Raw genomic sequence first — 22,144 nt, forward strand, 5'->3', positions numbered from 1 at the left:
ATGGACTCCCTCACATATCCAAAAAAACGGTCAAATACTAAAAATGTTCCCCAGTACTGCTTGTTGTCCGGAATGATTTCAAAGGAGGCGCCAGCTGCATCCGCTCGCGCCTGATTTGAAACGCCTCCGTGAACAGGCTTGTGCCGCCTGCTCATCAGGGCCCGCGGGCCCTAATTCATGAACCACTCCTTCATGCGCGCCAGCAGGGTCTTGAAGCTGCCCTTCTGCTGGGCGACCTTGCGCCCTCGCGCGCGCTGCAGACGGGCCTCGGCAAGCAGGCCCATCACGGTGGAGAAACGCGGGTTGTGCATGACGTCCGCCAGGCTGCCTTCATAGGCGGGCACGGCCACGCGCACCGGTTTCAGGAATACGTCTTCCGCCAGCTCCACGATGCCCGGCATGAGCGCCGTGCCGCCCGTCAAGACCACGCCCGAGGACAGCAGGTCTTCATAGCCCGACTCGCGGACGATCTGCTGGACGAAGGTGAACAGTTCTTCGACGCGCGGCTCGATCACGGCGCCCAGCGCCTGGCGCTTCACCTGGCGATTGGGGCGGTCCCCCAGGCCCGGGACCTCGATCTGTTCGTCCGCGCCGGCCAGCACCTGTTTCGCGATCCCGAAACGCAGCTTGATTTCTTCGGCGTCGGGCGTGGGCGTGCGCAGCATGGCGGCGATGTCGCTGGTGATCTGGTCGCCCGCGATGGGCACCACCGCCGTGTGGCGTATGGCCCCGCCCGTGAAGATGGCGACGTCCGTCGTGCCGCCGCCGATGTCGACCAGCACGACGCCCAGCTCTTTTTCGTCGGCGGTCAGGCAGGCGAGGCTGGACGCCAGCGGCTGCAGGATCAGGTCATGCACTTCCAGGCCGCAGCGGCGCACGCACTTGACGATGTTCTGCGCGGCGCTCACCGCGCCGGTCACGATGTGCACCCGGACTTCCAGCCGGAGGCCGCTCATGCCGATGGGCTCGCGGATATCCTCCTGGGAGTCGACGATGAATTCCTGGGTCAGCACGTGCAGCACCTGCTGGTCGGTGGGGATGTTGACCGCCTTGGCGGTCTCGATGACGCGGGCGACGTCGGCGGCGGTGACTTCCTTGTCCTTGACCGCCACCATGCCGCTGGAATTGAAACTGGTGATGTGGCTGCCCGCGATGCCCGTATAGACCTCGCGGATCTTGCAGTCCGCCATGAGCTCGGCCTCTTCCAGCGCCCGCTGGATGGAGTTGACGGTGGATTCGATGTTGACCACCACCCCCTTGCGCATGCCCTGGGACTCGTGCTGCCCCAGGCCCAGCACTTCGAAACGCCCCTCCGGCAGGATCTCCGCCACCACGGCCACCACCTTGCTGGTGCCGATGTCGAGTGCAACGATCAGGTCCTTGATGTCACGAGTCATAGTCTTGGTCTTTTACTTCGTAGAGGGATTGGAAACATTGGCCAACGTGATGGCGAACCCGTTGGAATAACGTAAATCGGCGCTGCTCAGCGCCCGCCCGTCGAGCCGCTGCGCCAGCTTCGGCCACACCTGGACGAAACGCTCGATGCGCGCGGCGAACGGCAGCGCTCCCGAGCGCCCGTGGGGATCGGCCACGTCCGCCGCCGGATCGCGCCCCAGGCTGAGCCTCATGCCGTCGGACAAGGTGACCTCCCAGGCATAGCGCGGGCTCAGAGTGACCTCCTGGATGCGCAGGTTCAGCGGCGCGAACCACCGCGCGATTTCCGCATAGCGCTGCACCACCAGCCGCTCCGAATTGTCGGGACCGTTCAACTGCGGCAATTCGGCGTTGTCGGGCAGCGCGCCCTGGTTGGCCGTGAAGGCCTCGCCCCAGGTGTTGATCATCTGGCCCTCGTTCCACAAGGCCAAAGGCTGCTGCTCCTCGATCTGGACCCTCAGGGAGTCGGGCCATACGCGCCGGATCTGCGCATGGCGCACCCATGGCACGGTCTCGATCAGCTCGCGCGTCCGGTCGAGGTCGATCGAGAAGAAGTTGCCCGCCAGCTTGCCCGCGATGGTCGCTTTCACGCTGGCCGGGGAGACATAGCTGAGATCCTCGGCCTCCATCGCTTCGATCTGTATCGTCGAGATGGCGAAGTAGGGCCGCTGGGCGATCCACACGACGACGCCCAGCAACATGGCGGACACGGCCAGCAGAGCCAGCGTGTTCGCGATGAAGTTGATGAAGCGGGCGTCGTTGAACACGTCTTCTCCTTCAGGCGGCGGAAGCCGAACGGACTTTGCACGATGCCGTGGAAAGGATCTCCACGCACAGCTCGGCGTAGCTCATGCCCGCCGCCTTGGCGCCCATGGGGACCAGCGAATGGCTGGTCATCCCCGGCGAGGTATTCATTTCCAGCAGCCATGGCTTGCCCGACTCGTCGAGCATGAAGTCGGCCCGGCCCCAGCCCTCGCAGCCCAGGGCGCGGTAGGCCTGCTCCGAGAGCCGCGCCAGCTCGGCGGCCAGCGCCGGCGCCAGCGCGGCCGGGCAGATGTATTGCGTTTCGTCCGAAATGTACTTGTGCTCGTAGTCGTAGTTGCCGCCGGGCGCCACGATCTCGATGGCCGGCAGCGCGCGGGCGGCGGGCCCCGAACCCAGTATCGGCACCGTCAGCTCGCGCCCCTTGATGAACTGCTCGGCGAGCACCTCATCGTCGTAGGAGGCCGCCAGCCGATACGCGGCGGCCACCTCCTCGCGCGTCGTCGCCTTGGTGATGCCCAGGGTCGAGCCCTCGTGCGGCGGCTTCACGACCAGCGGCAGGCCCAGCGCCGCGATCACTTCATCGATGGAGGTCCGGGCGTCCATGGACATGTACGCCGGCGTCGGCAGGCCTTGCTGCAGCCACACCTTCTTCGTCATGATCTTGTTCATCGCCAGGCTGGAGGCCAGCGTCCCGCTGCCCGTGTAGGGCAGGCGCAGCAATTCCAGCGCGCCCTGCAGCGTCCCGTCCTCGCCATAGCGGCCGTGCAGCGCGATGAAGACGCGATCGAAGCCGGCGTTGATCAGGTCCACCAGGGTGTAGCGCCCCGTATCGAAAAGATGCGCGTCTATGCCCTGGCTGCGCAGCGCGTCGTGCACGCCCTGGCCCGACATCAGCGACACCTCGCGCTCGGCGGATCGACCGCCGTACAACACGCCTACCCGGCCGAAATTCGAGCTCATGATGGTTCCCCCAATTGCGCGGGGACGCGGCTGATCGAACCCGCCCCCATGACGATCACGACGTCCCGGTCGCGCGCGAAATCGCGGATCGCCGACGGCAGGTCGGCCACGTCCTCGACGAAAACCGGTTCGACCTTGCCGGCGACGCGCAGCGCCCGCGCCAACGCGCGGCCGTCCGCCGCGATCAGCGGCGCCTCGCCGGCGGCATAGACTTCCGTCAGCAGGACGGCGTCGGCCTGGCCCAGCACGCGGACGAAGTCCTCGAAGCAGTCGCGGGTGCGCGTGTAGCGGTGCGGCTGGAAGGCCAGGACGATGCGCCGGTCGGGCCAGGCGCCGCGCGCCGCCGCCAGCGTGGCGGCCATCTCCACCGGATGATGGCCGTAGTCGTCGATCACCGTGAATGAGCCGCCGCCGCGGGCCTGCGAAACGCTGAAGTCGCCCACGTGCGTAAAGCGGCGCCCCACACCGTTGAACGCCAACAGCGATGCGGCGATCGATTCGTCGCTCACGCCCAGTTCCGTCGCCACGGCGATGGTGGCGAGCGCGTTCAGGACGTTGTGCCGGCCCGGCAGGTTCAGGGTCACGGACATGGGCGGCAGCGCGCCCGCGGCGCCCTGGCGCTCCACGTCGAAACGCATGCGCGTGCCTTCGGCGCGCAGGTCGTGGGCCCGCACCTGCGCATCGCTGTCGATGCCGTAGGTGGTGACCGGCCGCGACACGAAGGGAATGATCTCCCGCACATTGGCGTCGTCGCTGCACAGCACGGCGGTGCCGTAGAACGGCAGGCGCTGGGTGAATTCGATGAAGGCGCTCTTCAGGCGCGCGACGTCGTGCCCGTAGGTGTCCATGTGGTCGACGTCGATATTGGTGACCACCGCCATGACCGGCAGCAGGTTCAGGAAGGACGCGTCGGACTCGTCGGCCTCGACCACGATGAAGTCGCCCTGGCCCAGCCTGGCGTTCGCGCCGGCGGAATTCAGCCGGCCGCCGATCACGAAGGTCGGATCCAGCCCGCCGCCCGCCAGCACGCTGGCCACCAGGCTGGTGGTCGTGGTCTTGCCGTGCGTGCCGGCCACCGCGATGCCGCGCTTCAGGCGCATGAGCTCGGCCAGCATCAGCGCGCGGGGCACGACGGGAATGCGGGCGGCCCGGGCCGCCAGGACTTCGGGGTTGTCGCCCGAGACCGCCGTGGACGTGACGATGGCGCCCACGCCCTTGACGTTGTCGGCGTGATGGCCGATGGTCACGCGGGCGCCCAGGCCCGCGAGCCGGCGCGTCACCGCGGATTCCTGGATGTCGGAGCCGCTGATGGAATAGCCCAGGTTCAGCAGGACTTCGGCGATGCCGCTCATGCCCGACCCGCCTATTCCGACGAAATGTATGCTTTGGATTCTATGCTTCATGCCGGCCTCCTGGCGACTTGTTCGCATGCGTCGGCGATGTGCGCCGTTGCTTGCGGGCAGGCATGCTCATGGGCATGCGCCGCGACCCGCGCCAGTTGTTCCCGAGTGATGCCGCCCAGCCAGCCGGCCAGCCACTGCGGGTCCAGCTCGGACTGCTTGCGCAGCCAGCCTCCCTCGCAATCGCTCAGATAGCGGGCGTTGGCGGTTTGATGATCGTCTATGGCGTGCGGCAGCGGAATGAACAGCGCCGCCACGCCGATCGCCGCGACCTCGGCGACCGCCATGGCGCCCGCGCGGCAGATCACCACGTCGGCGTCCGACATGGCCGCCGCCATGTCGTCGATGAAGGCATGGCAGTCGGCGGATACGCCGGCCTTGTCGTAAGCGGCGCGCAGCGCGGCCAGGTGCTGCTCGCCCGACTGATGCGTGATCAAGGGCCGCGCGCCTTCGGGCAGCAAGGCCATGGCCTCCGGCACGACCCGGTTCAGGGCCGCCGCCCCCAGGCTGCCGCCCACGACCAGCACGCGCAAGGGCCCCTGGCGGCCGGCATAGCGCTCGGCCGCGGGCCGGCCGGCGGTGAAGGACCGGCGCACCGGGTTGCCGACCATGATCGCTCCGGGCAGCGCGCCCGGAAAGCCGACCAGGACCTTGCTGGCCAGGCGCGCCAGCCAGCGGTTCGCCGTTCCGGCCACCGCGTTCTGCTCGTGGATCACCACGGGTATGCGCCGCGCCGCGGCCATCAGCCCGCCCGGGAAGGCCACGTAGCCGCCCATGCCCAGGACGACGTCGGGCCGGTGCCGCGCCAGCAGCCCGCCTGCCTGCAGGCAGGCGCGCGTCAGCGTGAAAGGCAGCTTGAGCATGGCGGCCGGGCCCTTGCCGCGCAGGCCGGCGAAGCGCAGCGGCAGCAGCTCGAAGCCCTGCGGCGGCACCAGGCGCCCTTCCATGCGTTCGGGATGTCCCAGCCACAGGACCTTCCAGCCGCGCGCCTGCATTTCGTGGGCCACGGCCAGGCCCGGCATGATGTGCCCGCCCGTGCCGCCCGCCATGATGAGCAATGTCGGCGCCGTCATGTTCGTTTCCCCCGCATCATGTTGCGGTTCTCGTAGTCGACGCGCAGCAGCAGGGCCATGGCCACGAGGTTCATCACGATGCCGCTGCCGCCATAGCTGACCATGGGCAGCGTCAGGCCTTTCGTCGGCAGCAGGCCCAGGCATACGCCCATGTTGATGAAGGACTGCACGCCGAACCACAGCGCCACGCCCTGGGCGACCAGGCCGTTGAAGATGCGGTCCATTGCGATCGCCTGGCGGCCGATCTCGAAGCCGCGCCACACGATGAAGAAGAACAGCATGATCAGGAACATCACCCCGACGAAGCCCAGCTCTTCGCCGATCACCGCGACGATGAAGTCGGTGTGGGCCTCCGGCAGGTAATGCAGTTTTTCCACGCTCGAACCCAGCCCCACGCCGAACCATTCGCCGCGCCCCAGCGCGATGAGCGAATGGGACAGCTGGTAGGCGCTGCCGTAGGCATTCTCGGGGTTCCATGGATCCAGATAGACGAACAGGCGTTCGCGGCGCCAGGGCGACAGCCAGATCAGGACCAGGAAGCTGCCGATCAGGATGGCGAGCAGGGTCGAGAACAGCTTGCCGTTGATGCCGCCGATGAAAAGAATGCCCACCGCGATGGCGACGATCACCATGAATGCGCCCAGGTCGGGTTCGAGCAGCAGCACCATGCCGACGGCGGTAAGGGCGACCGCCATGGGCAGGAAGCCGCGCAGGAAGTTCTGCATGTGCTCCTGCTTGCGCACGGTGTAGTCCGCGGCGTAGAGCAGCACCGCCACCTTCATGAGTTCGGAGGGCTGGAAGTTGACCGGGCCCAGCGGCAGCCAGCGGCGCGCGCCGTTGACTTCCCGCCCGATGCCGGGCACCAGCACGACGACCAGCAGCACCAGGCACAGCAGGAAGAGCGGGACGGCGAGCTTGGCCCAGACCTTCATGGGCACGTTGAAGGCGAACAGGGCCGCCAGCACGCCCACCGCGATGAACAGGCCGTGGCGGATCACGAAATAATACCGGCCGTAGCTCTCGTAGCGCGGGCCGTCGGCCAGCGCGATGGATGCCGAATACACCATCAGCAGGCCGAACAGGACAAGGGTGCCGGCGGCGATCACCATGGCCATGTCCACGCTGGGCATGGTGGTGCGCCCCGGCCTGACCGCGTTGACGCCCGATGAGAAGTCGGCGAACAGGCTCATGCGACCTCCCCCCGATTCAAGGCCAGCTCCTGGACCGCGTCCATGAAGCGGGCGCCGCGCACCTTGTAGTTGGGAAACATGTCCAGGCTCGCGCAGGCCGGCGACAGCAGCACGGAATCGCCTTCGCCGGCCAATTCGAAGCCGCGTTCCACGGCGGCCTGCAGGCCGTCCACGCGCTCCAGCGGAACGCCGGCGCCGGCCAGCGCCGCCTGGATGAGGCCGGCATCCTGCCCGAACAGCAGGACCGCTTTCGCATGCCCGCGCACCGCCTTGGCCAGGGGCGCGAAGTCCTGCCCCTTGCCCTGGCCTCCGGCGATCAGCACCACGGGCTCGTCCATGCCTTCGAGCGCCGCCACGGTCGCGCCCACGTTGGTGCCCTTGCTGTCATTGATGAAGTCCACGCCGGCGATGCTGCGCACGAACTCGGTGCGATGCGGTTCGCCGGCGTAGTCGCGCAAGCCGTTCAGCAGCCCCGCCCACCCCAGGCCCAGGCAGCGCGCCAGCGCCAGCGCGGCCAGGGCGTTCAGGGCATTGTGCTGTCCGCGCACCCGCAGCGCGTCGGCGGGCATCAGGCGCCGCATGCGGCCGGGCGCGCGCGGCGCCTCGACGGCCTTCCGGCCGCGCTTGGGCGTGGGCGCGGGCAAGTCGAAATCATCGGCTTCCGCGGCGGCCAGCCATACGATGCCGTCGCTCGCCTCCAGGCCCATGTCCCCTTCCAGCACGGGCGCGCTCCGGCCGAAGCTGCGCACGTTGCGCGCGTCGAGGTTCGCCACCATGGCGACCGTGAGTTCGTCGTCCCGGTTGACGACCATGACGTCGGACATGCCCGCCAGGCGCGCCTTGGCGGCCGCATAGGCCTGCATGGAGCCGTGCCAGTCCAGGTGGTCCTGGGTGACGTTGAGCACGGCGCCGGCATCGGCCTTCAGGCTGTGGACGGCCTCCAGCTGGAAGCTGGACAGTTCGAGCACCCAGGCGTCGGGCAGCGCATCCTCGTCCAGCGCGTCGCGCAGGGCGTCGAGCGCCGCGGGGCTGATGTTGCCCGCCGCCCTGGCGCGCAGGCCGCCGGCTTCCAGCAGGCGCCGCGTCATGGCGGCGACCGTCGTCTTGCCGTTCGTGCCGGTCACCGCCAGCACCTTGGGCCGGTATCCCTGGCTCGACATGTCGGCCAGCGCGCGGGCGAACAGTTCGATCTCGCCGATGATTTCCACCCGCCCGGCGCGGGCCAGCTCCAGGAAGGAACGCTGCGGCTCCTGGCCGGGCGCCAGCCCCGGGCTGAGCACGATGGTGTGCACGTCCTGCAGCGCGGACGCCTCGAAGCCGTCGCTCCCCAGGCGGTAGTCGACCTGCGCGTCGCCCAGCTCCCGCCGCAGCACATCCAGCCCGCCCGGCGCCTCGCGGGTATCGAGCACGCGCAGGGCCGCCCCGTGCCGCGCGCACCAGCGCGCGGCCGCGACGCCCGTCTCGCCCAGACCCAGGATCAGGGTCAGGCCGTCCGTGCGCACCGAGGGGAAAGTCATCGTCGTCATCGCAATTTCAAGCTCGCCAAGCCAATCAGGACCAGCATCATGCTGATGATCCAGAAACGCACCACGACCTGCGTCTCCTTCCAGCCCGTCACTTCAAAATGATGGTGCAGCGGCGCCATCCGGAAGATGCGCCGCCCTTCTCCGTATCGTTTCTTGGTGTATTTGAACCACGCCACCTGCATCATCACCGACAGGGTCTCGACCACGAACACCCCGCCCATGATGAACAGGACGATTTCCTGGCGCACGATGACCGCGATCGTGCCGAGCGCGCCGCCCAGCGCCAGCGCGCCGACGTCGCCCATGAAGACCTGCGCCGGATAGGCGTTGAACCACAGGAATGCCAGCCCCGCCCCCGCGATCGCCGCGCACAGGACCATGAGCTCCGCCGCGCCGGGTATGTAGGGGAAGAGCAGATACTTGGAATAATCGACGCGCCCGACCACGTAGGCGAAGATGCCCAGCGCGCTTCCGACCATGACGGTGGGCATGATGGCCAGGCCGTCCAGCCCGTCCGTCAGGTTCACCGCGTTGCTGGAGCCGACGATGACCAGCCAGGTCAGCGCCACGAAGCCGAACACGCCCAGGGGGTAGCTCACGCTCTTGAAGAACGGCACGATGAGGTCGGCCCGGGTCGGCAGCGGCATGGTGAAGCCGCTCAGCACCCAGTCGCGGAACAAGGGCCACAGGTCGGCATTGGCGGGCGCCGACACCGCGAACGTCAGGTAGAGCGACGCCACGATGCCGATCAGGGCCTGCCAGAAGAATTTGCGGCGCGACGACATGCCCTCCGGATCCCGGTGCACGACCTTCTTGTAGTCGTCGGCCCAGCCTATCCAGCCGAACCCGAAGGTGACGAGCAGCACGACCCAGACGAAGCGGTTGGTCCAGTCCGCCCACATCAGCGTGCTGACGCCGATCGCGATGAGGATCAGCGCGCCGCCCATGGTGGGCGTGCCGTTCTTCTGCAGATGCGACTGGGGGCCGTAGCTGCGCACTGCCTGGCCGATCTTGAGCTCGGTCAGCTTGCGGATGACGGCCGGGCCGGCGAACAGGCCGATGAGCAGCGCGGTGCCGCAAGCCAGCACCGCCCGGAAGGTGATGTATTCGAAGACGCCGAAAGCGCGTATATGGGAGTCGGACAGCCAGCGCGCGAGCTCAAGTAGCATGGCGGTCCCCCTCTTCGCTCTTTGGCGTCTGCTGGGCCAGGGCCGCCACGACCCGCTCCATGCGGGCGCTGCGCGAACCCTTCACGAGAATGTGGGCCGGCATCCACGGCGTGATGCCGCGCAGCAGATCGGCCAGCGAGTCGAACACGAAGCCTTGCGGCCCGAAGGCGCGGGCGGCATGGGCGCAGGCGGCGCCGTGGACCAGCAAGACGTCGATGCCCTGGTCTTTCGCGTAGCCGCCGACCTCGGCATGCAGCGCGTGGCTGTCGGCGCCCACTTCGGCCATGTCGCCCAGCACCAGCACTTTGGTGCCGTTCAGCCGCGCGAGCACGTCGATGGCGGCGCGGACCGAGTCGGGATTGGCGTTGTAGGTGTCGTCGATCAGCTGGAAGCCGCCGTCCAGCGCGCGCGGCTGCATGCGGCCCGTCACCGGATGGAAGGCCTCCAGGCCGCGCAGCACCGACTGCAGCGGCGCGCCGGCGGCGACGGCGCAAGCGGCCGCCGCAAGCGCGTTGCGCAGATTGTGCACGCCGGGCGCGGCCAGCGTCAGCTTGCCGGCGCCTGCGGGCGTCTGGATCTGGAAGGAGGTCCGGTCGGGTTCCACGCGTATCTGGTCCGCATAGACGTCGAACTCGGGTTCGAAGCCGAACCGCAGGATCTTGCGCCCGGCCGCCTGTCCGGCCCAGTACGGCGCGTAGGTGTCGTCCCCCGGGAACACCGCCGTGCCGCCGGCGGGCAGCGCATCGAATACCGACCCGTTCTCGCGGGCGACGGCCTCGACGGTATGCAGGAATTCCTGGTGCTCGCGCTGGGCGTTGTTCACCAGCGCGACGGTGGGCTGGGCGATGGCGGCCAGGACGGCGATTTCGCCGGGATGATTCATGCCCAGCTCGAATACGGCCGCCTGATGCTGTGCGCGCAGGCGCAGCGCGGTCAGCGGCACGCCGATGTCGTTGTTCAGGTTGCCCCGCGTCGCCAGGCTGTTTTCTTCGCCCAGCCAGTCGCGCAATATGGACGCGATCATTTCTTTGGTGGTGGTCTTGCCGTTGCTGCCCGTCACGGCGATGGCCGGAATGCCGAACCGGCGGCGCCACACCGTGCCGATGCGTATCAGCGCCTGCCGGGTGTCGCCCAGCTCGAACTGGTGCAGGCCTGCTTCCGGACGCTTGCGCTCGACCACGGCGGCGCAGGCGCCGGCCGCGCGAGCCGCTTCCAGATAGTCATGGCCGTCGAACGCTTCGCCCTTGAGCGCCACGAACAACTGCCCCGGCGCCAGGCTGCGCGTATCGGTGGAGACGCTCAGCCCCTGCTTCCAGGACAGCGCGAACCGCACCCACTCGCGGTCGTCGAAGGGCACGCGGACGCCCTGTGTTTCCTGGTAGGTCTCGTGGCCTTTTCCGGCGATCAGCACGACGTCGTCGGGCGAGGCGCCCCACACCGCCGACAGGATGGCGCAGGCCCGGTCCAGATCCACACGCGGCGCTTGCGGCATGCCCGCGATGATCTGCGCGGTGATTTCGCGCGGATCTTCGCTGCGCGGATTGTCGCTGGTGAGAATGACGGCATCCGCGCGCTCGGCGGCGATGCGGCCCATGACCGGGCGCTTGCTGCTGTCGCGGCTGCCGCCGCAGCCGAACACGCATACCAGCTTGCCGCCGCGCGCCGCCGCGATGTCGCGCAAGGCCAGCAGCGCGCGCTCGAGCGCATCCGGAGTATGGGCGTAATCGACCACCGCCATGGGATGGCCGGCGCCGGATCGGATGTGGTCGGGAGGCTCCACGACTTGCAGGCGGCCCTCGACCGACGTCAGGGCCCCGAGCACCCTGGCGATGCGCTGCAGGTCCCAGCCCATGTCGCGCAGGACACCGGCGACCAGCAGCAGGTTCGACACGTTGTGCTCGCCCACCAGGCGCGTCAGCATCTGGACCGTGCCTTCGGGCGTCACCAGGTTGAAGACCAGCCCATAGGGTCCGGCCTGGATGTCCTGGGCCCGCAGCACGGCCTGGCCGTGGCTGCGGGTCGAATAGCCGACCACCGAGGCGGGCGCGAGCAGGCCGGCCAGCTCTTCGCCGGCGGCATCGTCCAGATTGACCACCGAGCAGCGCAGGCCCGGCCAGTCGAACAACCGGAACTTGGCGGCCTTGTACTCTTCCATGCTGCCATGGAAATCAAGGTGATCGTGCGTCAGGTTGGTGAAACCGGCGATCTGGATCCGGACGTGGTCGAGCCGGCCCTGCACCAGCCCGATGGAGGACGCCTCGATGGCCACCACCTGGACCCCGGCCTTGCGCATGGCCGCCAGGCTGCGGTGCATGGTCAGGACGTCGGGCGTGGTCAGGGCGCCGCCGAGGTTGGTGCCGTCCGCCAGGGTCACGCCCAGCGTGCCGATGGTGCCGCAGGGAACGCCGTCCGCGTTCAAGGCGCCGGCCAGCCACTGGACGCAGCTGGTCTTGCCGTTGGTTCCGGTCAGCGCCACGACGGACAGCGCGCTGGACGGCTCGCCATACCAGCGATGCGCGACCTGCCCAAGCAGGTCCGGCAGGCCTTCGACCTCCAGGACCGGCACCGATGCGCGCACGGCGCCTTCGGCGGAGCCGCCGGAGGCATGCGCGACGACGGCCGCGGCGCCCAGGCGCTCAGCCTGTTCGATATAGGCGCGCCCATCGCTGGCAAGGCCCGGGCATGCGAAGAATACGTCGCCGGCATTCAGCTGCCGGGTGTCCAGGCATAGATGCGCCCCGGGCGCGACATGCCGGCTCAGCCAGGTAATGATTTCTCGGGCGTTCATTGCGCCACCTCTCTCTTGGCGCCCAATGCAACCAGCGATTCGATCGGGGCGTCTGGCTGTACACCCATACGTCGCAGGCTGCTGGCGACCACATCAGCAAATACAGGGGCGGCCACGCGGCCGCCATAATAGCCATTGGAACCCGGCTCGTCGATGCTGATCGCAACGACGATGCGCGGATTGGAAACCGGAGCAAAGCCCACGAAGGAGCTGCGGTACAGCGACGTGCTGTACTTCCCGTTGACGATCTTGCGCGCCGTGCCGCTCTTGCCGGCCACGCGGTAGCCCTGGACCTGCGCAAGCTTGGCGCCGTCCGGGCCCGCGGCCGCCTCGAGCATCTCGCGGATCTGGGCCGACACCTCGGGTGTATACACCTGCACGCTGGTCGGCTTGCCTTCCCGCTTCAACAGGGTCAGCGAGACCATGTCGCCGCCACGAGCGAAGGCCGTGTAGGCGTGGGCGATCTGCAGCAACGATACGGACAGGCCGTAGCCATACGCCATCGTCGCCCGTTCGATGGGGCGCCAGCGTTCCCAGGGACGCAGCCGCCCCGAGGCGACCCCGGGGAAATTAGCTTGCGGCGCGCGGCCGAAGCCCAGCTCCGTGAACTTGTTCCACATTTCCTGGGACGTCAGCTTCTCGGAAATCATGGTCATGCCGATATTGCTCGACCGACGCAGTATACCCGCCGCGTTCAAGGTGCCGTTGCGGCTGACGTCGGAGATGGTCGAGCCTTGATAGCGGTACTGGCCGTTGCCGGTGTCGAAGAGCGTGGACGTGGTGATGCGCCGGATGTCCAGCGCCAGGGCCACCGTGAAAGGCTTCATGATGGAGCCCGGCTCGAAGGTGTCGGTGATGGCCCGGTTGCGCAGCGCCTGGCCCTTGCGGTCGTCCCGGTCGTTGGGATCGTAGGTGGGCAGGTTCACCAGCGCCAGGATCTCGCCCGTCTGCACGTCTATCACGATGCCGGCGCCGGCCTTGGCCTTGTGCTGCTCCAGCCCCTTCTTCAGGGCGGTATAGGTGTCGAACTGCAGGCCGCTGTCGATGGAAAGCCGCAGGTCCTGCCCGTTCACCGGGGGGATGATGGCCTGCACGTCCTCGACCACCCGCCCCAGCCTGTCCTTGATGACGCGGCGCGAGCCCGGCTTGCCGGAGAGCTCTTCGTTGAAGGCGAGCTCCACGCCCTCGATGCCCTTGTCTTCGATGTTGGTGAAACCGATGACATGGGCGGCGATCTCGCCCTCGGGGTAGAAGCGGCGCATCTCCGACTGCTGATGGAAGCCCGGAACCTTCAGGTCGCGGACCTGGTCGGCGATGTCGATGGAAACCTGGCGCTTGATGTAGACGAAGGATTTTTCCTCGTCGGTCAGGCGGCTCTTGATGTCGCCGACGGACATGCCCAGCAGCTCGCCGAGCTTGCGCAGCTGCGCGTCCGTGGCGTGGCGGGTGTCTTCCGGTATGGCCCAGATGGCCCGCACGGGCACGCTGGAGGCCATGACGACCGCGCCGCTGCGGTCGAAGATCTTGCCGCGCGTGGCCGGCAGCACCAGGGTGCGCTCGTAGCGCCTTTCGCCCTGCTGCTGCAGGAATTCGGTGGACAGGCCCTGCAGGTGCAGCGCCTTGCCCGCCAAGGCGGCGAAGCCCAGCACCAGCAGGACCAGCACCAGGCGCGAGCGCCACAGCGGCATTTGCACATTGAGCACCGGGCTGTCGAAGAAACGGACGCGCTTCATCGCCGTTCCCCCCGCGCCGCGCCGCCGGGCGCCCCGCCGGGCGCCCCGCCGCCGGTGACGTATATGGTCCGGTCGGGCGAAGTCGTGACCATCTGGAGCTCTTCGCGCGCCATTCCGTCGATGCGCGCATTGCGCGCCAGTTCGGCGCGCTCCAGCTGGAGCCGCCGCCAGTCGGTGTCGAGTTCGCGGGCGCGGTCTTCAAGCCGGTCGACCTCGATGAACAGCTGCCGGGACTGAAAACGCGCTGTCACCAGCGACAGCGCGGAAATCATGAGGACCAGGGCGAAGAAAAGGCTGAGGCGGCCCATTACCTGTGCCTCCTCTTGCCGTGCCCGGATGCGCGGCCGACCAGGCCCATGGCGTTGATGAAGGAAGCGCCCTGGTCCGCGGGCAAGGGGGTGTGGGTGCGTTCGGCCACGCGCAGCACGGCGGAACGCGCGCGGACGTTGTCACGCGCTTCTTCTTCCGAGGGCAGGATGCGGCCCAGCGACTTGAGGATGGGCTGCGGCATGTCCTTCTCCGGGATGGGCATGCGGGCATGCGCCGCGGCCGGCCTGGCGGCCGCGGCGATGCATTGCTTGACCATGCGGTCCTCGAGAGAATGGAAGCTGATCACCGCGAGACGCCCTCCTGGAGCCAATACCTTCAGAACTGCCGCGAGGGCGAGCGCGAGCTCCTGGAGCTCTTGATTGATGTGAATCCGTATAGCTTGAAAGCTGCGAGTGGCCGGGTGTTGACCCTTTTCGCGCGTACGGACGACACCGGCGATGAGCTCGGCGAGGTCGAGCGTTGTGCGCAGCGGCCGGGATTCGCGGCGAGCAACAACCGCCTTTGCAATCTGGAAAGCAAACCGTTCTTCGCCATATTTAGCTATGACCTCCTTTAATTCGTCTATGCCGACTTCCGCCAGCCATTCCGCCGCGGTGGGACCGCTGCTCGTATCCATGCGCATGTCCAGCGGCCCCTCGCGCATGAACGAGAATCCCCTGCGCGCGTCATCGATCTGCGGCGAAGAAATGCCCAGGTCCAGCATGACGCCGTTCACCTGCTCCACTCCCAGACCGGCCAATGCCTCCGGCATGCCGCCAAAACCGCCATGCACGACGACGACCCGGTCGTCCTCCTGCTGCAGAGCCCTGGCCGCGGCGATGGCTTCGGGATCCTTGTCGAAAACCACCAGCCTGGACCGCGGGTCCAGCCGCGACAGCAAATGCCTGCTGTGCCCGCCCCGGCCGAAGGTGCCGTCCACATAGACGCCCGGCGCCGGCCCGTGCGCGGCGGCGGCCGCGGCCTTTCCGCCTTTCCCCCGGACCCCGAAATCGGGATCGACGAGGGCCTGGACCGTAGGCTCCAGCAGCACGGATCGATGTATGAACTCCATATTGGTTTAGAAAGAAAACTGGTCCATGACCTCGGCCATGCCTTTGGCCAGGTCTTCCGCCTCGCGGCGCGCCCATTCTGCGCTATCCCACAACTCGAAATGGCTGCCCATGCCGAGCAGCATGACTTCACGAACCAGCCCGGCCGCCGTACGCAGCTCGGGCGCGATGAGGATGCGCCCGGAACCATCCATTTCCACGTCCTGCGCGTTGCCCAGCAGCAGCCGCTGCAGAGGCCGGGCGCCCATGGGGAAGTTCGCGATCTGTTCACGCTTCTTTTCCCACACGTTGCGCGGATACACCAGGAGGCAGCCATCGGGATGGCGGGTGAGGGTCAGACGGCCTTCGACCTGGGAAACGAGCGCGTCACGGTGCCGGGTCGGAATCGAGAGCCGACCTTTGGCATCCAACGTGAGAGCGCTGCTACCCTGGAACAAGATTTCTTCCCCACTTTTTTGCACAAAATCCTACTTTTCCCCACTCTACGGGAACGAATGCGGCTGGTCAAGCGCAAAGTTGCAATTTTTTCAATTACAACAAGCACTTAGCGCTGCCCCGCAGGAGAGTGCGAATAAAAATGTCCAGGAAAATCAAGAAATTGGGTGGGGATGTGAAAGTCCTTTGTAAAAACCCGGGAGGGGTTTGGGCACGGGACTTTGCATTTGATAACCATTGGCCTACCGAAGGAGGCCGGACAAAAAGTGAGACAGGCCTGTAGGCCGGATTCTGTACGCCAGGCGAGCCTGGCGGGCAATCATTCCTCTGGGCCCGGCATTGCTGCCGGGCTCTAGCCATCTACCCGCATGCTCGGGCGAGCCACCCTTTCGGCCCGAAGGCCGGACGCATGCCTATTTGATGTTGCTCCGGATAGAGGTTGCCGCGTTTCACCCTGCAGCGCCGCGGCCGGTTGCCCGACCGCGCGGCATGGAGGTGGCCATGCCGGTGCGCGCCTAGGCGCGCCCTCGCCGCAGACTCGTCTCTGTGGCCCTGTTCCTCGGCTCGGCGCCGCAACGGATTGCGCGCGCCTTGCCGGACGGCCGTTAGCCGCTATCCCGCTCTGCGGAGTCCGGACCTTCCTCGACGCCTTGCGGCGCCGCGATTGCCCGGCCTGCCTCACCTGTGCATTGTAACCTGCGACAATAGGGGTTTCCATCGAATTGAACGTATCGGTTTTTGCATGGCTGCTCCCACTCTCATCACGCTAAGCGGCGTACAGCTTGCCTACGGGCACCATCCGCTGCTGGACCACGCCGACTTCACCATCCAGTCCGGCGAGCGCATCGGCCTCATCGGCCGCAACGGCGCGGGGAAATCGTCTCTGCTCAAGATCCTCGACGGCCGCACGCTGCCCGACGACGGCGAGATCATGCGCAGCGGGGGCCTGAAAATCGCCACGGTGGAGCAGGAGCCCGAACTGGACGCCGAATCCACGGTGCTGGACGCGCTCTGCGGCGACTACGCGGAAACGGAAGACTGGCAGCGGCCCGCCCGCGCCAATGCGCTGATCGAGCAGTTGAACCTGGCGCCCGACGCCCTCATCGAAGGCCTGTCCGGCGGCACGCGCAAGCGCGTGGCGCTGGCCCGCGCCCTGGCCGACGAGCCCGATCTGCTGCTGCTGGACGAACCCACCAACCATCTGGACTTCGTGGGCATCGCGTGGCTCGAGGGCCTGCTGCAGACTGCGCGCTGCAGCGTCATCATCATCACGCACGACCGGCGCTTTCTCGATGCCGTCGCCACGCGCATCGTCGAGCTCGATCGCGGCAAACTGTACAGCTTTCCCGGCAATTTCTCCCAATGGCAGCAGCGCAAGGCCGAAGCGCTCGAAGCCGAGAAGCAGCAGAACGCCAAGTTCGACAAATTCCTCGCCCAGGAAGAAGTCTGGATCCGCAAGGGCGTCGAGGCGCGACGCACGCGCAACGAGGGCCGGGTGCGCCGGCTGGAACAATTGCGCCGCGAACGCGCCGCGCGCCGCGAGCGGCAAGGCAACGTCAGCCTCGCCATCGCGGAGGGCCGGCGCTCGGGCAAGCTGGTGGCCGAACTCCAGCATGTCTCGCATCGTTTCGGCGAGCGCGTGATCATCCGCGATTTCTCCACCGTCATCATGCGCAAGGACCGCATCGGCCTCATCGGCCCCAACGGTTCGGGCAAGACCACGCTCCTGAAAATCATGCTCGGCAAATTGCCGCCCACCTCCGGCACCGTGCGCCTGGGCGTCAACCTGACCGTCGGCTATTTCGACCAGATGCGCGCCCAGCTCAACGAGAACGCCACGCTGGCCGACACCATCAATCCCGGCAGCGAATGGGTCGAGATCGGCAATCAGCGCAAGCACGTCATGAGCTATCTCGAAGACTTCCTGTTCCCGCCGGCCCGCGCGCAATCGCCGGTGCACAGCCTTTCGGGCGGCGAGCGCGCACGGCTGGTGCTGGCCCGCATGTTCGCGCGGCCGACCAATGTGCTGGTGCTCGACGAACCCACCAATGACCTGGACATCGAAACCCTGGAATTGCTGGAAGAATTGCTCCAGGACTACCCCGGCACCGTGCTGCTCGTGAGCCACGACCGCGAGTTCCTGGACAATGTCGTGACGCAGACCATCGCCTTCGAAGGCGATGGTCGCTGGGGTGAATACGTCGGCGGCTATGATGAGTGGCTGGCGCAACGGCCCGCCGCGCAGGGCCTCGAATCCGAAAAGCCGCGCAAAAAGGAGGCCGCCGCGCCGGCCCGGCCGAAAGCCGCGAAGGCAAGCCGCATCACCTCCTGGGAACTGCGCGAGCTGGATGAACTACCCGACCGCATCGCCGCGCTCGAGCGCGAGCAGGCGGCGCTGGCCGCCCGCCTCGCCGACGGCGACTTGTATCGCGAAGCGCCCGGGGAAGTCGAGGCGATCAACAGCCGGATGCACGAGATCGAGCAGCAGCTGGAGGTGCTGTTCGTGCGCTGGGAGGCGCTGGAAGACAAACGGAACGACGGCGCGGCGCCGGGCGCGACAATCAGCTGACCACTTGCCAGCCCAGCGTCTCGCCCGCCGCCAACGGAACGACGGTGGAATCCGCCATCGGCAGTTCCTGCGGAACGGCATAGCTGCCGCGCTGCAAAGTCAGCGTGCCGCCATTGACCGGCAGCCCATAGAACGCGGGCCCGTTCCTGCTGGCGAAGGCTTCGAGCCGATCCAGCCTGCCCACCGAATCGAAGGCCGTGGCGTATAGCTCCATGGCGTGCAGCGCCGTATAGCAGCCCGCACAGCCGCATGCGTGCTCTTTCAGCCCCCTGGGGTGCGGCGCACTGTCCGTGCCCAGGAAGAACCGCCCCGAACCGCTGGTGGCCGCATCGAGCAGAGCCTGCCGGTGCCGCTCTCTTTTGAGGACCGGAAGGCAATACCAATGCGGCCGTATGCCTCCCTGGAAGATCGCGTTGCGGTTGTACAGCAGGTGATGGGCGGTGATCGTCGCCGCGACGGGCCCGGGCGCGTCGCGCACGTAGTCCACGCCCTCACGGCTGGTCAGATGCTCGAACACGACCTTGAGCTCGGGGTAGGCCTTGCGCAGCGGGATCATCACACGGTCGATGAAGACCGCCTCCCGATCGAAAAGATCCACCTCGGGATCCGTGACCTCGCCGTGCATCAGCAAAGGCATGCCGCAGCGCTGCATGGCTTCGAGCGCCGCGCCGCAGCGCCCGAGCAGGTCAGTGACCCCCGCGTCGGAATTCGTGGTGGCTCCCGCCGGATACAGCTTGATCCCGTGCACGAAACCCGACTCCCGCGCGCGCAGGACGTCTTCGACGCGGGTGTTGTCGGTCAGGTAGAGCGTCATGAGGGGCGTGAAATCGCCGTCGTCCATGCCCGCGCGCCGCAAGGCGGCGTAGATGCGGTCCCGGTACGCCGCCGCGAGTTCCGGCGTGGTGACCGGCGGCTTCAGGTTGGGCATGACGATGGCCCGCGCAAACTGCCGCGCCGTGTCGGCGATGACGGATTCCAGCACGGCGCCGTCGCGCAAGTGCAGGTGCCAGTCGTCCGGGCGGACGATGGTCAGGGTCTGAGGGGCATCGATCATGGAAGAATTACCGGCCGTCAAGAGAAAACCCGCATTATGACCCGGAAGCGAGCGGCATGCTACGTTCGACCAGGCGGACGAACATCGCGCTGCCGACCGGGATGACCGCGTCGTTGAAATCGAAGGTGGCGCTATGCAGCACCCGGCCGGTCTCGGCGCCGCCCTGGCCCAGGCGGAAATACGCGCCGGGCCGATGCTGCAGCATGAAGGAGAAGTCCTCGGAGCCCATCGAGGGCGTGAGGTTCGGGATCACCTTGTCGGCGCCAAAGAGCTCGGTGGCCACTTCCGCCACGAACTGCGCGTGCTCCGGCGTGTTGATGGTGGCGGGAAACAGCTTGTGGTAGTTGAACGTGATGCCGGCCTTGAACACGGCGGCCATGCCGTCGACGATTTCCCGCATGCGCTGGATCACCTGTTCCTGGACGACCGGATTGAAGGTCCTGACCGTTCCCACCATGCGCGCATCGCGCGGAATCACGTTCATGGCCTGCAGGTTGCCGGCATGCACCGCCGCGACCGTGACCACCGCCGATTCGGGCGCCGGCACGTTGCGCGACACGATGGTCTGCAGCGCGGTGATCAGCTGCGCGGCGATCACGATGGGGTCGTTGGTCTGGTAGGCATGGGCGCCATGGCCGCCCCGCCCTTCGATGTGGATCTCGAAGTGGTCGGCCGCCGCCATCATGGGGCCGGGGTTGACGCCGATCACGCCCGCCGGCAGGCCCGGCCAGTTATGCAGCCCGTAGATCGCGTCGCAGGGAAAGCGGTCGAACAAGCCGTCGTCGAGCATGGCCTGCGCCCCGCCCAGGCCTTCTTCGGCGGGCTGGAAGATCAGGACGGCCTTGCCGTCGAAGTTGCGCGTCTCGGCGAGATAGCGGGCGGCGCCGAGCAGCACGGTGGTGTGGCCGTCATGGCCGCAGGCATGCATGACGCCGTGATGCCGCGAAGCGTATTCGGCCTCGCCCTGCTCGACGATGGGCAGGGCGTCCATGTCGGCGCGCAACCCTATGCTGCGCCCGCTGGTGTTGCGCCGGCCCTCCAGAACGCCCACCACGCCCGTCTTGCCGATATTCCGATGCACCTGGTAGCCCAGCGCGGTCAGGGCGTTGGCGACGATCGTGGAGGTGCGCTGCTCCTGGAAGCCGAGTTCGGGGTGGGCGTGAATGTCCTGTCGGATGGCGGTCAGCTCGTCGTGGAAGCTGCTGATGGATTCAAACACACTCTTGGCGTACATCGGTTCGGGTCTCCTTTTGGGCGGCGCTCTGCGGGCGCTGGGCTCGTGCGGGCACTGGTTAAAATAAAACATTACCATAAGCAAACACGCACTGCGCAGCCGTTGAGCTCCCTAGGCCGGACATACTCTTCTGCACTTTTTGTTTTGTCTTTCGAGGATTCTCACGTTATGCTGCGGGGGAACGTTTTTATCAACTATCAGTCAGGAGCCCCTTTCTATGGCAACAACCGAGAAATCCGCCCGCAAACCCAATGCGGCGTTCATGAAGCCGCTCACTCCCAGCGCTACGCTAGCCGCCATCATCGGGCCCGAGGCAGTGCCCCGCACCGAAGTCACCAAGAAGATCTGGGACTACATCAAGAAGCATGATCTTCAAGACCCCAAGAACCGCCGCAACATCAATGCCGACGACAAATTGCGCCCGCTGTTCGGCAAGGACCAGGTATCCATGTTCGAACTGACCAAGCTGGTCAGCGGGCACCTGAAGTAAGCGCCCAAGGCGCCGCTCTGGCAAGAGCCGCAAAAAAACGCTGCCGAGGCCTCGCGCCCGGGCAGCGTTTTTTTGTCGCTGGGCCGCCCCGAGACAAAAATGTCCCCTTGGGGGGCAGCAAGCCGAAGGCGCAGCGTGGGGGCGTTTCTCTGTCGCTGGGCCGCCCCGAGACAAAAATGCCCCCTTGGGGGGCAGCAAGCCGAAGGCGCAGCGTGGGGGCGTTTCTCTGTCGCTGGGCCGCCCCGAGACAAAAATACCCCCTTGGGGGGCAGCAAGCCGAAGGCGCAGCGTGGGGGCGTTTTTTGATTGCGGGGCAGGCTTGCTCAGTCCGCCAGGGGCGACTGCGCCGAGAACAAGGCCAGCCAGCCCTTGATGACCCGGTAGACGATCCAGACGATGGCGATGAGGCCCGTGACCCAGCCTATGAAGATGAAGGTGAACACCGCGCTGATGAGGATCCAGAGCAGGCCCCACCAGAACGTCTTGATCACCCAATCGAAATGCGCCGCGTACAGGGTGCCGGCCGCGTCGCCGCGCTTCAGATAAGCCAGTACGACCGCCGCGATGGTTGCAACGCCGAAGAAGCCGGCGCTCAGTAGGCCCAATGCAAAAAGCCCGTAGATGAGATGCGTCAGATTGCGCATGGACAAGCCAGTGCCGTCCTCTGGCGGAAACGCCTGGGTCATACAAAACCTCCGGAGAAACAAGAATGATAAGCAGCCGGCCGACGCCGAGGGCCTATTTTACTCGACTTCCCGTTCCGGTCATGTCCAATGGCGCGCTGGCGAGCCGATGGGTCCGGCATCGGCTCAGGAGTGCTGTTCAGGCGCGTTCAAAGCAAAACCCCCCAGTCGATGTGTCGCTGGGGGGTTTTTTGGTATAAGAGCCTGACGATGACCTACTTTCACAGACGTACGTCCACTATCATCGGCGCAAAGGCGTTTC

General features: G+C 66.8%; 18 protein-coding genes and 1 other RNA gene. 2 read left to right on the top strand and 17 right to left on the bottom strand.

Annotated features, from left to right (window positions below):
• Positions 1-170: 170 nt before the first annotated feature.
• From ftsA to rnpB, 14 genes are all read right to left on the bottom strand, one after another.
• Positions 171-1,397, bottom strand: coding sequence for a cell division protein FtsA (gene ftsA / locus H0A72_RS05300; RefSeq protein WP_180153996.1), 1,227 nt, complete (start codon positions 1,395-1,397; stop codon positions 171-173).
• 12 nt (positions 1,398-1,409) lie between these two features.
• Complete coding sequence (locus H0A72_RS05305) at positions 1,410-2,201, bottom strand: cell division protein FtsQ/DivIB (protein ID WP_180153997.1); 792 nt, start codon at positions 2,199-2,201, stop codon at positions 1,410-1,412.
• Between the two features lie 10 nt (positions 2,202-2,211).
• The gene (locus tag H0A72_RS05310; RefSeq protein ID WP_180153998.1) at positions 2,212-3,159 is read right to left on the bottom strand and encodes a D-alanine--D-alanine ligase; all 948 of its coding nucleotides are present in this window, start codon (positions 3,157-3,159) and stop codon (positions 2,212-2,214) included.
• A complete protein-coding gene (gene murC, locus H0A72_RS05315; RefSeq protein WP_218953168.1) occupies positions 3,156-4,562 on the bottom strand; it encodes a UDP-N-acetylmuramate--L-alanine ligase in 1,407 nt (468 codons plus the stop codon). Before murC ends, H0A72_RS05310 begins: the two co-directional genes overlap by 4 nt.
• A complete protein-coding gene (murG, locus tag H0A72_RS05320) occupies positions 4,559-5,632 on the bottom strand; it encodes an undecaprenyldiphospho-muramoylpentapeptide beta-N-acetylglucosaminyltransferase (protein ID WP_180154000.1) in 1,074 nt (357 codons plus the stop codon). The genes murC and murG overlap by 4 nt, the downstream gene beginning before the upstream one ends.
• Positions 5,629-6,822 (bottom strand): putative lipid II flippase FtsW, encoded by a 1,194-nt coding sequence (gene ftsW / locus H0A72_RS05325; RefSeq protein WP_180154001.1) that lies wholly within the window; start codon positions 6,820-6,822, stop codon positions 5,629-5,631. The genes murG and ftsW overlap by 4 nt, the downstream gene beginning before the upstream one ends.
• Complete coding sequence (gene murD, locus H0A72_RS05330; protein ID WP_180154002.1) at positions 6,819-8,348, bottom strand: UDP-N-acetylmuramoyl-L-alanine--D-glutamate ligase; 1,530 nt, start codon at positions 8,346-8,348, stop codon at positions 6,819-6,821. The genes ftsW and murD overlap by 4 nt, the downstream gene beginning before the upstream one ends.
• Complete coding sequence (gene mraY / locus H0A72_RS05335; RefSeq protein ID WP_180154003.1) at positions 8,345-9,517, bottom strand: phospho-N-acetylmuramoyl-pentapeptide-transferase; 1,173 nt, start codon at positions 9,515-9,517, stop codon at positions 8,345-8,347. Before mraY ends, murD begins: the two co-directional genes overlap by 4 nt.
• Entirely contained in the window at positions 9,507-12,305 is a 2,799-nt protein-coding gene (murF, locus tag H0A72_RS05340; protein WP_180154004.1) for a bifunctional UDP-N-acetylmuramoyl-L-alanyl-D-glutamate--2,6-diaminopimelate ligase MurE/UDP-N-acetylmuramoyl-tripeptide--D-alanyl-D-alanine ligase MurF, read from the bottom strand. Before murF ends, mraY begins: the two co-directional genes overlap by 11 nt.
• A complete protein-coding gene (locus tag H0A72_RS05345) occupies positions 12,302-14,038 on the bottom strand; it encodes a peptidoglycan D,D-transpeptidase FtsI family protein (protein WP_180154005.1) in 1,737 nt (578 codons plus the stop codon). The genes murF and H0A72_RS05345 overlap by 4 nt, the downstream gene beginning before the upstream one ends.
• Positions 14,035-14,346 (bottom strand): cell division protein FtsL, encoded by a 312-nt coding sequence (gene ftsL, locus H0A72_RS05350; protein ID WP_180154006.1) that lies wholly within the window; start codon positions 14,344-14,346, stop codon positions 14,035-14,037. Before ftsL ends, H0A72_RS05345 begins: the two co-directional genes overlap by 4 nt.
• Positions 14,346-15,419, bottom strand: coding sequence for a 16S rRNA (cytosine(1402)-N(4))-methyltransferase RsmH (gene rsmH / locus H0A72_RS05355; protein WP_180154007.1), 1,074 nt, complete (start codon positions 15,417-15,419; stop codon positions 14,346-14,348). The genes ftsL and rsmH overlap by 1 nt, the downstream gene beginning before the upstream one ends.
• 6 nt (positions 15,420-15,425) lie before the next feature.
• Positions 15,426-15,854 carry a division/cell wall cluster transcriptional repressor MraZ gene (gene mraZ, locus H0A72_RS05360; RefSeq protein ID WP_180154008.1) on the bottom strand — a complete coding sequence of 143 codons (429 nt, stop codon included), beginning with the start codon at positions 15,852-15,854 and terminating at the stop codon, positions 15,426-15,428.
• Between the two features lie 262 nt (positions 15,855-16,116).
• An RNA gene (rnpB, locus tag H0A72_RS05365) (RNase P RNA component class A) lies at positions 16,117-16,532 on the bottom strand.
• 62 nt (positions 16,533-16,594) lie between these two features.
• On the opposite strand from rnpB, the gene H0A72_RS05370 reads away from it, so the two are divergent.
• The gene (locus tag H0A72_RS05370; protein WP_180154009.1) at positions 16,595-18,421 is read left to right on the top strand and encodes an ATP-binding cassette domain-containing protein; all 1,827 of its coding nucleotides are present in this window, start codon (positions 16,595-16,597) and stop codon (positions 18,419-18,421) included.
• Here H0A72_RS05370 and pyrC read toward each other — a convergent pair.
• Together pyrC and H0A72_RS05380 are read right to left on the bottom strand one after the other, a co-directional pair.
• Positions 18,414-19,475 (bottom strand): dihydroorotase, encoded by a 1,062-nt coding sequence (gene pyrC, locus H0A72_RS05375; protein WP_180154010.1) that lies wholly within the window; start codon positions 19,473-19,475, stop codon positions 18,414-18,416. The genes H0A72_RS05370 and pyrC overlap by 8 nt on opposite strands.
• Positions 19,476-19,509: 34 nt before the next feature.
• A complete protein-coding gene (locus tag H0A72_RS05380) occupies positions 19,510-20,709 on the bottom strand; it encodes a M20 aminoacylase family protein (RefSeq protein WP_180154011.1) in 1,200 nt (399 codons plus the stop codon).
• Between the two features lie 217 nt (positions 20,710-20,926).
• Between H0A72_RS05380 and H0A72_RS05385 the strand changes: the two genes are divergently transcribed.
• Positions 20,927-21,199: an SWIB/MDM2 domain-containing protein gene (locus H0A72_RS05385; RefSeq protein WP_180067598.1), complete on the top strand. Its 273-nt coding sequence runs from the start codon at positions 20,927-20,929 to the stop codon at positions 21,197-21,199.
• 323 nt (positions 21,200-21,522) lie between these two features.
• Here H0A72_RS05385 and H0A72_RS05390 read toward each other — a convergent pair whose 3' ends face one another.
• Positions 21,523-21,885: a DUF4870 family protein gene (locus tag H0A72_RS05390; protein WP_180154012.1), complete on the bottom strand. Its 363-nt coding sequence runs from the start codon at positions 21,883-21,885 to the stop codon at positions 21,523-21,525.
• Positions 21,886-22,144 lie beyond the last annotated feature (259 nt).

The organism is Parapusillimonas granuli, from assembly GCF_013416525.1.
In the GTDB taxonomy this organism is placed as follows: domain Bacteria; phylum Pseudomonadota; class Gammaproteobacteria; order Burkholderiales; family Burkholderiaceae_B; genus Parapusillimonas; species Parapusillimonas granuli.

Bases quoted from the DNA above. Each gene is read 5' to 3' on its own strand.
- ftsA (WP_180153996.1), bottom strand. From the start codon at position 1,397: ATGACTCGTGACATCAAGGACCTGATCGTTGCACTCGACATCGGCACC.
- H0A72_RS05310 (WP_180153998.1), bottom strand. From the start codon at position 3,159: ATGAGCTCGAATTTCGGCCGGGTAGGCGTGTTGTACGGCGGTCGATCC.
- murC (WP_218953168.1), bottom strand. From the start codon at position 4,562: ATGAAGCATAGAATCCAAAGCATACATTTCGTCGGAATAGGCGGGTCG.
- murG (WP_180154000.1), bottom strand. From the start codon at position 5,632: ATGACGGCGCCGACATTGCTCATCATGGCGGGCGGCACGGGCGGGCAC.
- ftsW (WP_180154001.1), bottom strand. From the start codon at position 6,822: ATGAGCCTGTTCGCCGACTTCTCATCGGGCGTCAACGCGGTCAGGCCG.
- murD (WP_180154002.1), bottom strand. From the start codon at position 8,348: ATGACGACGATGACTTTCCCCTCGGTGCGCACGGACGGCCTGACCCTG.
- mraY (WP_180154003.1), bottom strand. From the start codon at position 9,517: ATGCTACTTGAGCTCGCGCGCTGGCTGTCCGACTCCCATATACGCGCT.
- murF (WP_180154004.1), bottom strand. From the start codon at position 12,305: ATGAACGCCCGAGAAATCATTACCTGGCTGAGCCGGCATGTCGCGCCC.
- H0A72_RS05345 (WP_180154005.1), bottom strand. From the start codon at position 14,038: ATGAAGCGCGTCCGTTTCTTCGACAGCCCGGTGCTCAATGTGCAAATG.
- ftsL (WP_180154006.1), bottom strand. From the start codon at position 14,346: ATGGGCCGCCTCAGCCTTTTCTTCGCCCTGGTCCTCATGATTTCCGCG.
- rsmH (WP_180154007.1), bottom strand. From the start codon at position 15,419: ATGGAGTTCATACATCGATCCGTGCTGCTGGAGCCTACGGTCCAGGCC.
- H0A72_RS05370 (WP_180154009.1), top strand. From the start codon at position 16,595: ATGGCTGCTCCCACTCTCATCACGCTAAGCGGCGTACAGCTTGCCTAC.
- pyrC (WP_180154010.1), bottom strand. From the start codon at position 19,475: ATGATCGATGCCCCTCAGACCCTGACCATCGTCCGCCCGGACGACTGG.
- H0A72_RS05380 (WP_180154011.1), bottom strand. From the start codon at position 20,709: ATGTACGCCAAGAGTGTGTTTGAATCCATCAGCAGCTTCCACGACGAG.
- H0A72_RS05385 (WP_180067598.1), top strand. From the start codon at position 20,927: ATGGCAACAACCGAGAAATCCGCCCGCAAACCCAATGCGGCGTTCATG.
- H0A72_RS05390 (WP_180154012.1), bottom strand. From the start codon at position 21,885: ATGACCCAGGCGTTTCCGCCAGAGGACGGCACTGGCTTGTCCATGCGC.